The 14667-nt window shown below is 70.2% G+C and carries 14 protein-coding genes; 7 read left to right on the top strand and 7 right to left on the bottom strand.

All coding sequences use genetic code 11. The features are described 5' to 3' along the window. Positions 1-58 precede the first annotated feature (58 nt). A complete protein-coding gene (locus tag M2165_RS24580; RefSeq protein ID WP_280817176.1) occupies positions 59-1453 on the top strand; it encodes a sigma-54 dependent transcriptional regulator in 1395 nt (464 codons plus the stop codon). Here the strand turns inward: M2165_RS24580 and M2165_RS24575 are convergent. Then, positions 1423-1677 (bottom strand): hypothetical protein, encoded by a 255-nt coding sequence (locus M2165_RS24575; RefSeq protein WP_280817175.1) that lies wholly within the window; start codon positions 1675-1677, stop codon positions 1423-1425. The genes M2165_RS24580 and M2165_RS24575 overlap by 31 nt on opposite strands. Before the next feature lie 97 nt (positions 1678-1774). Further along, positions 1775-2704, bottom strand: a complete 930-nt coding sequence (locus M2165_RS24570; RefSeq protein ID WP_280817174.1) for a manganese catalase family protein — start codon at positions 2702-2704, stop codon at positions 1775-1777. A gap of 230 nt (positions 2705-2934) precedes the next feature. Here M2165_RS24570 and M2165_RS24565 point away from each other — a divergent pair, with 230 nt between their 5' ends. The 3 genes from M2165_RS24565 (at position 2935) to M2165_RS24555 (ending at position 4120) form a co-directional block, all read left to right on the top strand. Next, on the top strand, positions 2935-3432 hold the full coding sequence (locus tag M2165_RS24565; RefSeq protein WP_280817173.1) for a ferritin-like domain-containing protein: 498 nt from the start codon (positions 2935-2937) through the stop codon (positions 3430-3432). A 143-nt stretch (positions 3433-3575) separates the two neighbouring features. Then, on the top strand, positions 3576-3791 hold the full coding sequence (locus M2165_RS24560) for a KGG domain-containing protein (RefSeq protein ID WP_280817172.1): 216 nt from the start codon (positions 3576-3578) through the stop codon (positions 3789-3791). Between the two features lie 98 nt (positions 3792-3889). After that, entirely contained in the window at positions 3890-4120 is a 231-nt protein-coding gene (locus M2165_RS24555) for a hypothetical protein (RefSeq protein WP_280817171.1), read from the top strand. Between the two features lie 32 nt (positions 4121-4152). Here the strand turns inward: M2165_RS24555 and M2165_RS24550 are convergent, their stop codons facing one another. After that, positions 4153-5055: an SIR2 family protein gene (locus tag M2165_RS24550; RefSeq protein WP_280817170.1), complete on the bottom strand. Its 903-nt coding sequence runs from the start codon at positions 5053-5055 to the stop codon at positions 4153-4155. Positions 5056-5178: 123 nt separating this feature from the next. Here M2165_RS24550 and M2165_RS24545 point away from each other — a divergent pair, with 123 nt between their 5' ends. Then, complete coding sequence (locus M2165_RS24545) at positions 5179-5439, top strand: hypothetical protein (RefSeq protein WP_280817169.1); 261 nt, start codon at positions 5179-5181, stop codon at positions 5437-5439. 61 nt (positions 5440-5500) lie between these two features. On the opposite strand, the gene M2165_RS24540 is transcribed toward M2165_RS24545, so the two are convergent. Both M2165_RS24540 and M2165_RS24535 read right to left on the bottom strand, forming a co-directional pair. Further along, on the bottom strand, positions 5501-6274 hold the full coding sequence (locus tag M2165_RS24540) for an OBAP family protein (protein ID WP_280817168.1): 774 nt from the start codon (positions 6272-6274) through the stop codon (positions 5501-5503). Between the two features lie 97 nt (positions 6275-6371). After that, complete coding sequence (locus M2165_RS24535; protein ID WP_280817167.1) at positions 6372-7700, bottom strand: NUDIX domain-containing protein; 1329 nt, start codon at positions 7698-7700, stop codon at positions 6372-6374. A 124-nt stretch (positions 7701-7824) separates the two neighbouring features. Between M2165_RS24535 and M2165_RS24530 the strand changes: the two genes are divergently transcribed. Continuing rightward, positions 7825-8613, top strand: coding sequence for an exodeoxyribonuclease III (locus M2165_RS24530; protein ID WP_280817166.1), 789 nt, complete (start codon positions 7825-7827; stop codon positions 8611-8613). 91 nt (positions 8614-8704) lie between these two features. Beyond that, positions 8705-9454, top strand: a complete 750-nt coding sequence (locus M2165_RS24525; RefSeq protein WP_280817165.1) for an EAL domain-containing protein — start codon at positions 8705-8707, stop codon at positions 9452-9454. Between the two features lie 3 nt (positions 9455-9457). On the opposite strand, the gene M2165_RS24520 is transcribed toward M2165_RS24525, so the two are convergent. Together M2165_RS24520 and M2165_RS24515 are read right to left on the bottom strand one after the other, a co-directional pair. Next, positions 9458-11377, bottom strand: a complete 1920-nt coding sequence (locus tag M2165_RS24520) for an ATPase, T2SS/T4P/T4SS family (RefSeq protein ID WP_280817164.1) — start codon at positions 11375-11377, stop codon at positions 9458-9460. 110 nt (positions 11378-11487) lie between these two features. Beyond that, positions 11488-14538, bottom strand: coding sequence for a PAS domain-containing protein (locus tag M2165_RS24515; protein WP_280817163.1), 3051 nt, complete (start codon positions 14536-14538; stop codon positions 11488-11490). Positions 14539-14667: the final 129 nt, after the last annotated feature.

Genomic DNA, 14667 nt, shown 5'->3' with positions numbered 1-14667 from the left:
GCAGGATGACGCTTCAGGGAGTCGAGCGGAGAGATCAGGCTGCAAGCCGGGGACGAAATTGGGTCACGCACTCATTGTTGAAGACGACGAAGACTCGGCGCGGATGATCGGCGCCCTGATCGCGCGCGAGGGGCACACCGTCATGAGCGCGCATTCGATCGCGGCGGCGCGCCGCATGCTCGCGATGCAGCGCGCCGACCTGCTGCTGCTCGACCTGCACCTGCCCGACGGCAACGGCTTCGATCTGCTGGACGATGCCGAGGCGCTCAAGGACACGGTGCTCGTGCTGATGACGGGCCAGGCGAGCCTGGAGACCTCGATCCGCGGGCTGCGCCTGGGCGCGGCCGACTACCTCGTGAAGCCGATCAATCCGCAGCACCTCAAGGGCCTGCTGTCGCGCCTGATCGCGCCTTCGCAGCTGCGCGCCGAACTCGACGAGGTGCAGGAGCTGTGGCGCGAGACCGGCCACTTCGGCCACCTGATCGGGCGTTCGCAACCGATGCAGCGCGTGTACCGCCAGATCTCGCGCGTGGCGGGCACGGCGGTGTCGGTCTTCATCCATGGCGAGAGCGGCACCGGCAAGGAACTGGTGGCGCGCGCGGTGCACGACATGAGCCGGCGCCGCGAGCAGCCCTTCCTGGCCGTGAACTGCGGTGCGCTGTCGCCGCACCTGATCGAGAGCGAGATCTTCGGGCACGAGCGCGGCAGCTTCACCGGCGCGGAGCGCCAGCACCAGGGCTTCTTCGAGCGCGCCCACGGCGGCACGCTGTTCCTCGACGAAGTCACGGAGATGCCGCCCGAGCTGCAGGTCAAGCTGCTGCGGGTGCTCGAGAGCGGCACCTTCATGCGCGTGGGCTCGACCCAGGTGCAGCAGACCGACGTGCGCATCATCGCGGCCACCAACCGCGACACCACGGAGGCGGTGGCGCAGGGTGCGGTGCGCGAGGACCTGCTCTACCGCCTGAACGTGTTCCCGATCTCGCTGCCGCCGCTGCGCGAGCGCGGCGAGGACGTGGTGCTGATCGCCACCAGCTTCCTGCAGGACCTCGCGCGGCAGGAGGGCGGCGCGAAGCGGTTCACGCCCGGTGCGCTCGCACGGCTGCAGGCCTACCCGTGGCCGGGCAACGTGCGCGAGCTGCGCAACGTGGTGCAGCGTGCCTGGGTCATGGCCTCGGGCACCGACATCGACGAGGAATGGCTGCCCGCCCCTGCGGCCGGCACGCCGCCGTCGCCGGCGCCCGGAGCCGACGGCCGGCGCGATGCGGCCGGGGACATGCTCGCGCCGGGCACGAACCGGCTCGTGGTCGAGGTGGGAACGCAGCTCGCGGAGATCGAGCGGCGCGTGATCCTGGCCACCTACGAGCATTGCGGGCGGCACAAGGAGCGCACGGCGGCGTTGCTGGGCATCAGCATGAAGACGCTCTACAACAGGTTGAAGGAGTACCGGCAGTGAGCCGCCGGGGGCGGCTGCATCGGCCCCTGGCGCTGCCGCTGTGAGACCGCGCCCGAAGGCTTCTGCGCGCGCTGCGCGGCGCGCAGCCGGGCACGGTAGCGTTCCTTCCAGCTTCGCAGGCGCAGCCGGTAGGCCGCTGCGCCGGCCGGGTCGAATTCGGTCCCCAGGTAGTTCGCCGGATTCTCGAGCGGGTGGCGGGCGAAGTAGCTGTTGAGTTCGTTCATGCAGACCTCCAGGTGCGCGAGGGCTACACGGCAAACAGCGTGCCGCCCCGCATGAAGGCGCCGCCGCGGGCGCCAGTCCCGCGGCGCGCCTCGCAGCTCACTTCTTCTTGGTCTTCGCGCTGGCCGGCGCGGCGTCGGCCGGGCCCGATGCCGGTCCTTCGCCCATGCCGAGTTCGGCGCCGGTGAGCGGATCGCCGTCGGGCAGCGACTGCGTGCGCTCGGCCATCTGCTGCAGCGTCTCGGCGTCGGCATCGTCGAGTTCGACCGTCGCGAGTCCGTCGCCGCCGTCCACCGGTCCCGAGTCCTGCGTGACGGGCACGAACTCCCAGCGCTCGCCCTGGTTCCACGGGCCGCGCAGGTCCGCGTCGCCCTTGGACATGCGGAAGTACACGCTCGTGAAGCGCGGATCGCCCGGCAGCTTGCCCGGCGGGAAGTTCGGCTCGATCGCATAGAGCGCCTTCTCGAACGACTTCTGGTGCGCGATCTCGCGCGTCATCAGGAAGGTCAGCGCATCCTTCACGCCCGGGTCGTCCGTGCAGTTGATCAGCCGCTCGTAGACGATCTTCGCGCGCGCCTCGGCCGCGATGTTGGAGCGCAGGTCGGCGGTGGGCTCGCCGATGGTGTCGATGTACGCGGAGGTCCACGGCACGCCGGCCGAGTTGACCAGCGGCGGGCCGCCGCCGTAGAGCACCTGCGTGATGTGGCTGTCGTTGCCCGCGCCGGTGATGGTGCGGTACATCTCGCCTTCCTCTTCCACGCCTTCGGCCAACCGGCCCTTGGCGCCCTTGTTGAGCATGCCGACGATGGTGCCGATGATCTCGAGGTGGCTCAGTTCCTCGGTGGAGATGTCGAACAGCATGTCCTTGCGGCCGGGGTCGTCCTCGCCGAGCGCCTGGGTGAAGTAGCGGCAGGCCGCCGCGAGCTCGCCCTGCGGACCGCCGAACTGTTCGAGCATGAGATTGGCGAGGCCGGGGTTGGTCTCGCTGACGCGCACCGTGTATTGCAAGCGCTTGTTGTGAGAGAACATGGGGACTACTCCTTGTGTGGGATGGGTCGGATGTGTGTCGATCGAAATGAACGGCTGCGCCATCGGCGCGCCGCACTTCTTCACGGGCAAGCGGCGTGCCCTCTGCAGTGCGGCGATGGCTGACAAGCCGACGCGAAACGGCCTTGCCCGGCCGGCGCGCGGGCGTCCCAAACATGGCTGGGTGTCAGCGTGTTTTTTTCTTCTCCCAACTTTCTTTCCAAGGACCACAGATGCCCGTCAAGAACCTTTCCGACCTCTTCATCCACGAACTCTCCGACACCTACAGCGCGGAAAAGCAGATGACGCGCTCGCTGCCGAAGCTCGCGCGTGCCGCCACGGACGAAGGCCTTGCCTCCGCCTTCGAGACGCACCTGGAGGAAACCCGCGGGCAGGTCGAGCGCATCGAGCAGATCGCCGAGCTGCTGCAGATCAAGCTCAAGCGCATCAAGTGCGAGGGCATGGCCGGCCTGGTCGAGGAGGGCGATTCGCTGATCGACCAGATCGAGCAGGGACCGGTGCTCGATGCGGCGCTGATCGGCGCCGCGCGCAAGGTCGAGCACTACGAGATCGCGGGCTACCACTCGCTGTGCACGCTCGCGCGGCAGCTGGGCCACATGGAGGCGCTCGAACTGCTCGAGGCCTCGCTCGCCGAGGAAACCGCGACCGACGGCAAGCTCGGCGCGCTGGCCGAGGCGCATGCGGTGGCGGACGCCGCGCTGGCCGACTGAGCGGATGCTGCTTTCCGCGCACCCGGGCGCGCCCCGGGGTGCGCCGCGGCCGGGCACGCCGTTTGCCCGAACCAGGGTCTGCGCGCAGAGGTTGCGCGCACAGCCCCGCACTGTTTCGCGGATCGACGAAGGAAAGCATCTCGATGAACGATCAAGAAGAGCGCACGCGCGCCCGGCGCGGTTTTGCCAGGATGGACCCCGAGCGCCAGCGCGAGATCGCCCGGCAGGGCGGGCGCGCCGCGCACCGCCTCGGCCTCGCCCATGAATTCACCCCGGAGGAAGCACGCGACGCACGCGCCAAGAGCCTCGCCGCACGCGCTGCGGCCTCGGCCGCGCCGCCCGAGCCGCAGCCGGAGTGAGCCACTGAGCGGGGCGCCCGTGGCGGCTTTCGTCACGGGCCCCCGCAATTTGCGGCAAGTTTTGCGATGCGCGCACGACACCGCCGCCAGGAGCAGCCATGACCCGAACCCCCGAACAATCACCGGTCAACATCGACCAGAACCGCGCCGTCGGCCAGGACAGCCCCACCGAGGGGAGCCGCATGGGCCGCGAAGCCAACAAGCGCCACGGCTATCCGGGCTCGCGCGACATCGGCACCAACGCCGCGCAGAGCATGCAGGTGGGCGAGAAGCCGCCGCCGTCCGACGCGCCACGCAAGGCCGCGGACGAGCCCGAAGCCGACCGCTGAGCGGCGAACGAACGAACGAACGGCGCGGCGGCTCAGCCGACCACGCCCTCCAGGAACTCCACCAGCGCCTTCGACGGATCGTCGCGCGCGAGCGGGATCATCTCGATGCCCCATTGCGCGAGCACCGCCTGCTGCACCTCGTTGGCCGAGGGCGAGAACAGGTAGGAGACCGGCTGCGCCACGTCGGGCACCGACTGCTTCCACAGCCGCGAGAGCTTGTAGAACAGGTAGCGGATGTTCACGTCCGCGAGGCTGTAGCCGATGAACACCACCGAACGCCCGAGCACGTCGGCGCGCAGCTTGATGTCGAGCGGCGACTCGAAGTCGAGGCGCGCGAAGTAGCTGCTCTCGTCGAGCACGATCGAGGCGTCGTCCTCGAGGTCGCCGTGGAACTTGATGATCTGCGTGGCGCCGGGCCGCAGCTTGGCGAGATCGGCCACGCTCACGATCTTGGTGTACTTCACCTTGTGGTGCTCGAAGGCGGTCTCGAGCCAGCGGTCGTAGTTGGTGGTGTAGATGATCGGAAAGCGGCCCTTGGCCAGCAGCTCGTGGATGCGCGAGTTCTCCACGCGCACGTCGCCGCGGTGCCATTCGCGGTCCATCCAGCTGCGCAGCGGCCCGATGCTGCCGTGCCGCAGCCGGAAGTACTCGGCGAGCGTGAGGTAGCCGCCCTTGCCGCTGAAGGAGCGCGCGTCGATGCCCAGTTCGCGCGCCATGTGCTCGATCAGCGCGGACCACGGCGGCAGGCCCAGGCCCATGGAGATGCCGGCGCCGACGAAGAGCACGACCTTGCCGCGGCGGTGCGCCTCGCGCAGCTGGGCGAGCTTCTCGTCGTCGGGCCGCACGACCGCGGCGCGCGGGGGCACGGCTTCCTTCCGCGTCGGGGCGCGGCGGGTGCGGGCGCTGCCGCGGGGCGTGGTGCTGCGGGCGGTCATCGGCATTCGCGCGGACCGCGCGGCGTGGGTGCTTTCCCACGGCGCCTGTGGACGCCTGCCGTCGCACCGCGCCCGCAGGCGGCCGATGCTGGCGCGATGTTCCACTCTTCAAGGGCAGAGGCCATGAACAACAAGGATTCGGTCAGGCAGATCCAGCCCGGCGCCTTCGCGGAATCGGTCGCGGGCGAGGAAGATCCGGGCGCATCGGTGGACCTGGTGCAGCCGCCCGCGGGGCAGCCCGGCGACGAGGTACCGCGCGGCGTGCCCGGCACCGGCGAGGCGATCTGCCGCGTCTGCGGCGGCAGCGGGCGTGCCGAGGGCGGCGCGCCCTGCGAGGCATGCGGCGGCACCGGCAAGATCAACGTGGGCGTGGGCGGCGGCTGAGCGCGGCGCCCGGCCCGTGCGCATGGCGGCGAGGACCTGGCCATGGGCATGGGATGCACGCCTACCTGCCGGCCGGCGCGCCCTGCGGATGCGCGTGTGCTGCGCCCGTGGGATCGGCGATCTGCACGGCGGGCCCCTTCTGCCAGCTGTCCGCGCCCTCGGCGATCGGCGGCGCGGGAATGTCCGCGCGGCTCTTTTTCTTCTCGGCCGAATCGATGCCGAAGCGCTTGTCGCGCTCGGCCACCATCGCGGCATGGGCCTGACCGTCGGCGGTGAAGCCCATCATGAGCTGCGGAACGCCGATCGGCAGCGTCTTCTGCTGGTCGGTGTGCCAGGTGTGGAAGGTCTTGCCATAGGTGCCGACGAGCTTCTCCATGAGCGCATGCTCGGCCGCCTGCGGAATGCCCGGCGCCACGAGTTGCCCCGACTTCACCTCGTGCACATGGCTGTGCCACAGGGCCTTCTCCTGCGGCGGGAGCGACTGGAACAGCCGCTCGCTCACGATGTACTCGACGCCCATGATCTTCGCGGCCCGCGTGTTGCCGTCGTAGATCACGCACTGGATCAGCTCCTCGTTGAGCACCGCGCAGTAGTGGTGCGCCTCCATCTGGGCCTGCAGGTTGCCGCTGTAGAAGTGGAAGCCGTCGAGGTAGGCGTTGAGCGCCTCGATCGGCGGCTTGTCCTGCAGCGCCGCGGCGCCCTTGTCGAGTGCGGCGGTCTTGGCGCGCGTGTCGGTACCGGGCGCCTCGACGTTCGAGGCGGTGTTGCTGCCGCCGCACGCCGCGAGCAGCGCGCCGAGGGCGAGGGCGAAGACGGAAGAGGTGTGCAGGCGCATGGCCGGAATCCTCGCGGCGCTTTCGGCCGTCGGCGAAAGCGGCGGTCGCGAGCGCCTGTAGGAGCGGCGCGAATCCCGGCCCGGGCCGCGGCGGCGCTCAGGGCTGCGCGCGGGAAGCCCTGAAGAGAAAGCCGCGCGCGGGTGCGATCCACTCCGCGCCGGTGCCGGGCGCCGGGTCGGCGGTGCCGGTGAAGAGGGTGCGCTCCTCGGCCAGCAGGAACTGGCGCGGCGCGCCTTCCGCCCCCGGCACCACCTTCAGCGTGGCGCCGCCGAGCGCGATCGACTCCCTGGGCGCGGGCCATGCGGCCGAGGCGCCGGGCCACGCAGACTGCCAATGCGTGAGCGCCTCGGCCGCTGCGGGCGTGCGTGGCGCAGTCGAGAGCAGCCAGCGCACCGGGCCCGGTGCCGCGGCGCGCAGCGCATCGGCCGCGGCCGAGCCGGGCGGCGCCGGGTCGATCAGGGCCAGCGGGCCTTCCTCGCTGCCGACGAAGTAGCTGTGCGGACCCGCGTCGCCGCCGTCGCCCGCCACGCGCCGGATGCGTGCGGAGAGCTGCGTCGCGAGGCCGGGCGAGAGCGCATAGCGTGCGCGGCCGCCATGGCCGGTGCCGTCGGGGTCGACGAGGCCGATCTCCTCGTAGGCGGCTTCGTCGATGTTGACCGCGCGGCGTCCGCCGGGGCCGTCGGCCAGGCGCGGCATGTTGAGCGGCATGCGCGCCAGTGCGCGGGCGTATGCCATGCATTCGTCCGCGCGCGCGAAGCCCGCGAGCTGTTCGAGCGTGCGCCGCGTCACGTTCATGAGCTTGAGGCCGCGGCGCGCGCTCGCCGCCTCGGCCGGGCGCAGCCACAGGTGCTCGACGGTCTCGCGGCCGTCGGGCTGCACGCGCTGGCCGGGCGGCATCTGCGCGACGAAGAAGCGGGTGTCGAAGCGCCGCGGCATCCCCGGCGGCGTGAGCCAGTGGCTGAAGTAGGCGAGGCGGTCCACCGCGAGCTGCCAGCCCTCGGCCTCGCACAGGGCGAGCAGCGCGTCGGTGCCCTGTTCGGCGGCATGGCGCATCGCCGCGAGCCGGCCCGGCGGCAACTGGTCGAGCGCGACCAGGCGGTCCCCGGCATCGCTCGCGAACAGCACGCCGGCTTCCTCGAAGCATTCGCGCACCGCCGCCGCGTAGTAGTCGAGCCCGCCCTCGGCCACGCCCAGGCGTTCGCTCGCGCGGCGATCGTCGAGGCCGCGGCACATGCGGTGCAGGCTGCGGTCGTGGGTGTCGACCACGCCGCCGGGGAACACGCAGGCGCCGCTGTTCTGGTCGTCGGTCTTGTCGGCGCGGCGCAGCAGCAGCACTTCCATGCCGTCGGCACCGTCGCGCAGCAGGATCAGGGTGGCCGCGGTGCGGATCGGACGCGGCGTGGTCGTCGGGGACGGGGCATTCATGGCCGCCGATTGTCGGCCCATCGCGGCCGCGAAAGCCGCTGCAGCGCCGAGGGCGTGTTCTCCGACACGGGGCGGGGTGCTTTGCGGCAATGATCGGCACCATCCAGGCATTCATGCACCGCCCTTGAAGATCGCGACCTTCAACGTCAACGGCATCAACGGCCGCCTCCCGCGCCTGCTGGAGTGGCTCGCCGAGTCGCGGCCCGACGTGGCCTGCCTGCAGGAACTCAAGTCGCCCGACGCGAACTTTCCCGCCGCGGCGATCCGCGAGGCGGGCTACGGCGTGGTGTTCCACGGCCAGCGCTCCTGGAACGGCGTGGCGATCCTCGCGCGCGGGCGGGAGCCGATCGAGACCGGCCGCGGGCTCGAGGGAAATTCCGCGGACGACCAGAGCCGCTACCTCGAGGCGGTGGTCGACGGCGTGATCGTCGGCTGTCTGTACCTGCCCAACGGCAACCCGCAGCCCGGCCCCAAGTTCGACTACAAGCTCGAATGGTTCGAGCGCCTCAACGCCCATGCGCGCCGGCTGTACGGCTGCGGCATGCCGGTGGTGCTGGCCGGCGACTTCAACGTGGTGCCCACCGACACGGACATCTACAACCCCGCCTCCTGGCGCGACGACGCGCTGCTGCAGCCGGAGAGCCGCGCCGCCTTCGCGCGCCTGCTCGCGCAGGGCTGGACCGACGCGATCCGCGCGCGCCATCCGGACGAGGCCATCTACACCTACTGGGACTACTGGCGCAACCGCTGGCCGCGCAACGCGGGCCTGCGCATCGACCATCTGCTGCTCAACGCGGAGCTCGCACCCTTCCTGGTCGATGCGAACGTCGACCGCGAAGTACGGGGCCGTCCGGGCGCGAGCGACCATGCGCCGACCTGGATCGAACTCGCGCTGCCGGCGGCGCCCGGATGACGCCGGAACCGGGGCGCGGGCGGGGAGGTTACATTCAGCACTGACCGTGCATCCTCCACCAGCCGCCCTCATCCCGGAAAAACCTCTCACCGTGACCACCGGAACAACGGCGGGTGCCCCCGAGCCCGGCTTCGATGAAGGGTTCGTGATGGCCTTCCAGCCCATCGTCGACATCGAGCGCCGCGAGATCTTCGCGCACGAGGCGCTGGTGCGCGGCGCGTCGGGCGAAAGCGCCGGCGAGGTGCTGGCGCGCGTGGCGCCGCAACAGCGCTTCGCGTTCCACGAGGCCTGCCGCGTGAAGGCCATCGAGACGGCCGCGGCGCTGGGCATGGCGTCCAGGCTGAGCCTCAACATCATGCCGAACGACGTCGGCGGGAGCCAGTGCTTCCGCACCGCCATCGCCGCGGCCGAGCGCTGCAACTTTCCGGTGAACCGCCTGATGTTCGAGATCACCGAGGGCGAGCGCGTGGCCGACCTGCCGGGGCTCTCGGCCGCGTTCCACGACTACCGGAAGTGCGGCGTGACCTCGGCGATCGACGATTTCGGCGCCGCCTATGCCGGCTTCGAGCTGCTGGCCGGCTTCCAGCCCGACGTGGTGAAGATCGACATGGGCCTGGTGCGCAACGTCGACAACGATCCGGTGCGGCTCAGCATCGTCAAGGGCATGGTCGGCACCTGCGCCGAGCTCGGCATCCGCGTGGTGGCCGAAGGCCTGGAGACCGTCGACGAACTGCATGCGCTGCGCGCGCTCGGCGTGGGCCTGTTCCAGGGCTACCTGTTCGCCCCGCCCGCGGTGGGCGCGCTGCCGGCCGTGGCCTGGGACGCTGCGCGGGGCGTCTGACCCCTACACGTTGCTGGTCGCGCGGACTTCCTCGATGGTGGTCTGCCCCGCGAGCACTTTCTCGATGCCGTCCTGGCGCAGCGTGCGCATGCCCTCGCGCAGCGCGGCTTCCTGCAGTTCCTCGGCACGGGCGCCGCTTTGCACCATCCGGCGCAGCGTCCTGGAGATGACCATCAGCTCGTGGATGCCGACCCGGCCCTTGAAGCCGGTGTTGTCGCAATGCGGGCAGCCCTTGCTCGAATAGCTGTGGAGCTGGCCGTCGCGCGCATGGCGGGCGAGCCAGTCGCTGCGCACCGCTTCGCGTTCGGCCGGCGTGTCGTGCGCCGCGCCGAAGGCATGCATGTAGTCGGCGAGCAGTTCTTCCGCTTCCTCGGGCCGCAGCGGCCGGCTCTGCAGGCAGTGCGTGCACAGGCGCCGCACCAGCCGCTGCGCCAGCACGGCGAGCAGCGAATCGGCGAAGTTGAACGGGTCCATGCCCATGTCGAGCAGCCGGGTCACGGTCTCGGGGGCGCTGTTGGTGTGCAGCGTCGAGAGCACGAGGTGGCCCGTGAGCGAGGCCTCGATCGCGGTCTTGGCGGTTTCCTCGTCGCGGATCTCGCCGACCATGATCACGTCGGGATCGGCGCGCACGAAGGCGCGCAGCGCCTTGGCGAAGGTCCATTCGATGCGCGGATTGACCTGCACCTGGCGCAGGCCGGGCTGGGTGATCTCGATCGGGTCCTCGGCGGTCCAGATCTTGCGCTCGGGCGTGTTGATGTGCATGAGCGCCGAGTGCAGCGTGGTGGTCTTGCCCGAGCCCGTGGGGCCGACGCACAGCACCATGCCGTAGGGCCGCTCGACGGCCTGGGTGAACTCGGCGAGGTTGCGCGGCGAGAGGCCGAGCTTGTCGAGCGCGATCGGCGTGGCCGAGGCCAGGATCCGCATCACCACGTCCTCCAGGCCGTTGCTGGTCGGGATGGTGGCCACCCGCAGTTCGATCCGGTGCTGCGGCGAATAGCGCGAGAAGTTGATCTTGCCGTCCTGCGGCTTGCGCTTCTCGCTGATGTCGAGGTCGCACATGATCTTCACGCGCGCCACCACGGCGCTGCGGTAGCTGGCGGGCAGCTCCAGGTGGGTGTGCAGCCGGCCGTCGCGGCGGAAGCGGATGCGGGTCTTCTCCTTGCCCGGGTAGCTCTCGATGTGGATGTCCGAGACGCCCTCGCGGTGCGCGTCGATGATCATGCTGTTGATCATGCGCACCAGCGAGTTGTCGGACTGCTCGACGGCTTCCTCCTCGGCCGGCGGGGCCGTGGGGCGCTCCTTCTCGAGGGTCACCAGCAGCTCGCTGGTGCCGATGCTCGCACCCATGTCGAACTCGATCGGCCGGGAGGGGTCAGCGGGAAGGTCGGGCTGCAGCGCCAGCGTGGGATCGAGCAGCTCGGAGCCGACCTTGGCGTAGGCCTTGTAGAGCACCGGGTCCAGCAGCAGGCACTGCCCGACCACGGGGATCACCTTCATCTGCGAGATGAACTCGACCTCGTCGATGGCCGCATGCCGGCCGGCGGGATCGTCGAGCGCCAGCACCAGCCGGCCGTCATGGATCATCAGCGGCATCACCTGCAGGCGCCGCGCGACCGAGAGGCTGATCTTGCGCAGGGCTTCCACCGCGGCCGGGAACACGTGCAGGTTCACGAGCGGATAGCCCATCTTGCGCACCAGCGCGTTCTGGAGCTGTTCCCGCGTGACCACGCCCATGCGCACCAGCGTCTCGCCCAGCGGCACGTTGCGGTCGAGCTGCTGCTGCTCGAGGGCGGCGCGCAGCTGTTCCTCGGTGATCGCCTCGATGGCCATCAGCGCCTGGCCGATGCGCAGGATCGGCATGCGGCTCTGGACTTCGAGTGCGTGCAGCAGCTGCTCGGGCGTGACGACTTCGGTGGGGGACATGAGGATTCTCCTTTCTGGTGATTCTGGGGTGCGCGCGCGGCCTTGTCAGCACGGGCGCCGGGCGCTGGCGAACCACGGCGGCGCGGGCTGGATACCAAAGTAGTCGGTTTTCAATCCGAGAACCCGAATGTGTTGCGGCCGGCCGACTTCGCGCGGTAGAGCGCCGCGTCGGCCCGGGCCAGCAGGTCCGCGGGCGCGACGGACGCCGCCCCGGCCTGCTGGAAGGCGACGCCGATGCTGGTGGTGACGCGCAGGCTGCGGCCTTCGAGCTCGAACGGGGTGCTGCCGATCTGGTGGACGATCTTGCGGGCCACGGCCACTGCGTCCTCGCGCGTGTAGAGGTTCTCCAGCACGACCACGAATTCGTCGCCCGCGAGCCGCGCGACGGTGTCGGCGGCGCGCACGCTCTCGCGCAGGCGGCGGGCGTATTCGACCAGCACGCCGTCGCCGGTGGCATGGCCGAGCGAGTCGTTGATGCCCTTGAAATGGTCGATGTCGAGGAACATCACCGCCAGCGCACGCTCGGCGCGCTGCGCCCGCGCGACCGCCCCCGGCAGGAATTCATTGAAGGCCAGCCGGTTCGCGAGCCCGGTGAGCGTGTCGACCCGCGCCAGGTCGCTGAGCTTGCGCTCCACCGCCTTCAGCGCGCTGATGTCCAGGCTCAGCGAGAAGATGCCGCGCACCGTGCCGTCGGGCGCCATGTCCGGCACGTAGCTGACGCGGGTCATGCGCTCGGAGGTCGGGGTGCGGGTCTGGGCCTCGAACTCCACGCGCTCGCCGGCGAGCGCGCGCGCGATCATCGCCTTGCGCGAGAGGTAGAGCTCGGCGCCCGCGACGTCGCGCAGGTGGCGGCCCAGGATCGCCGAGGGTTCCACGCCGAGCCAGTCGCGGTAGGTGGCGTTGGCGAAGGTGACGCGCTCGTCGCGGTCGATGTAGGTGATGAGCGCGGGCAGGTTGTCGGTGATGGTGCGCAGGCGCCGCTCGCTCTCCGCCTGGCGCAGTTCGGCCCGCTTGAGGGCGGTGATGTTGAAGGTCATCAGGTAGAAGCCCTGCACCTTGCCGTCGATGTTCCTGTCGGGGATCAGGTTGACCTGGAAGTAGCCGGTCTTGCCGTGCAGCGGCGCCCGCACCGGAAAGCGCACCGCCTTGCCCTCGCGGACCATGGGCAGGTAGGGCAGCTGCTGCTTGTAGACCGCGTAGCCCACCGCCGAGCGCAGCGTGACCCCTTCGAGCGGCCCGTCACCCAGCCCGGCCATCTGCCGCGCCCGGACGTTGCCGAACAGGCAGTTCTCGTCGTTGTCGAAATAGCCCACCAGCGCCGGGATGTTGTCGGTCACGTCGCGCAGCCGTTTTTCCTGCTCGGTCAGCGCGCGGCGGCTGTTCACTTCGTCGGTGATGTCGAAGGTCATGGCGAACACGCCCTGCACGACGCCGTTGGCGTCGATGTCGGGGATGTAGTGCGCCTTGAAGGTCCGGTCGCCCACGCCGAGCGCCGGATCGCCGGTCTTCTCGATCACCACCGCCTGGCCGGCCAGCGCGCGCGCATAGGCGGGCGCCACGATCGCATAGTCCGCCGGGCCGCGCACCTCGGGCATCAGGCGCCCCACCATGGCCCGGCCCTGGTGCAGCATGCGCACCTGCGCGTTGACGAAGGTGTAGCGCAGCGACGCGTCCACGTGCGAGACCAGCGCCGGGATGTTGTCGGCGATGGTGCGCACCTGCGCCTCGCTGTGCGCCAGACTGAATTCGATGCGCTTGCGCTCCGTCACGTCGGAGGTCATGGCGTAGTAGCCGTGCACGCGGCCCGCCTTGTCGCGCTCGGGGATGAGCTCGGTCTGGAAATGGCGGTCCTGCTCGCCGCGGCGCGGATCGCCGCGCAGCTCGAGGCTCACCGCCTCGCCGGCCAGCACGCGCCGGATCGCGTCGTCGAAAGCCTCGTCCTCGCCGATGCCGCTCAGGCCGCGCATGGGCTCGCCGACCAGTTGCACCGCGTTGAGGCCGAGCTTCCTCGCGAGCGCCTCGTTGACGAAGGTGTAGCGGCCGTCGGCATCCACGTGCGCGATCATGGCCGGCAGGTTGTCGGTGATGTCGCGCAGGAACTTCTCGCTCGCCCGGCGCTGCAGCATCAGCGTGTCGAAGGTGCGCCGCAGGTCGCCGATCTCGTCGCGCGGGTAGGCGGGCAGCACCACGATCTCGGTCGCGAGGTTTTCCGCATCGACCATGTGCCGGTGCAGGTGCCGCAGCGGATCGAGCTGCCGGTGCACCACCGCCAGCGCCAGCGCGCCCGCGAGCAGCGCGAGCACCACGGCGCCGATCCAGGCCGTGCGCTGGATCGCCTCGAAGCGGGCGAAGGCCTCCGACGTCGGATACATCGCGCCCACGACCCAGTTCGTCTGCGTGATGCGCTTGAAGGCGTACATGCCGTGCACGCCCGCGTGGTTGTAGCCCTCGGCGATGCCCTCGTAGCCCTCGGCCGGACGCTCCACTTCCGGATTGCCCGTGCCCTTCAGTCCGGCCTGGTTGATGATCAGTTCGGTCCGCGGATGGCTGATGATGACGCCGCTCGTGTTGGTGATGAACACGTAGCCGGTCTCGCCGAACTTCATGTCGCCGATGTCGCCGAGGATGCTGCGGTCGGTCAGGTTGACCGCCGCCGAGATCACGAACCGGACCTCGCCCGCGCCGTTCATGACCGGCTGGGTGATCGCGATCTGCGCCAGGCCGCTGAGCCGGTTCAGGTAGGGCTCGGAGATGACGCCGGCCCTGGCGGCGAGCGTCTCGCGGAAGTAGGGCCGGTCGGCGATGTTGACGGGGCCCGGCTGGGCCCGGGTGAAGCTGGCGAGCAGGTCGCCGTCGGCCGTGAAGATCGCCACGTTGCTGAAGGGCCTGCGCAGCGAAGGATGCCGTTCGAGAAAGAGCTGCAATGCCGCGGCATCGGCCAGGTCCGCGGCCTCCATGCTGGCGGCGAAGGTCTGCAGCAGCGTGCGCCAGCTCGCGAACTTCTGGTCGATGGTGTCCGCCACGGCCGACAGCCGGGCGAATTCCTCGCTCTCGATCGAGGCCTTGGTGCTGGTCCGGACCAGTTGCAGGGCCGCCGTGGCAATGGCGATGGTGGTCAGCAGGACCACCAGGGCCACGCCAAGGCTGAGGCGCGTGTTCAAGCTGAAGCGGATGTTCCGAAGACCTGGTGGTGAATTCATTGCAAGGACATGCACCGCGTGGGAGATCCGCGCCGCCCGTGTAGTGTGTCAGAAGCAAGGTTACAGGTGTGTCGTGCATTCCCCATATGT

It is taken from the genome of Variovorax sp. TBS-050B, assembly GCF_029893635.1.
Classification (GTDB): domain Bacteria; phylum Pseudomonadota; class Gammaproteobacteria; order Burkholderiales; family Burkholderiaceae_C; genus Variovorax.
Note: the sequence above shows the minus strand (reverse complement) of the source record. Positions and strands in the feature narration are given on the sequence as shown.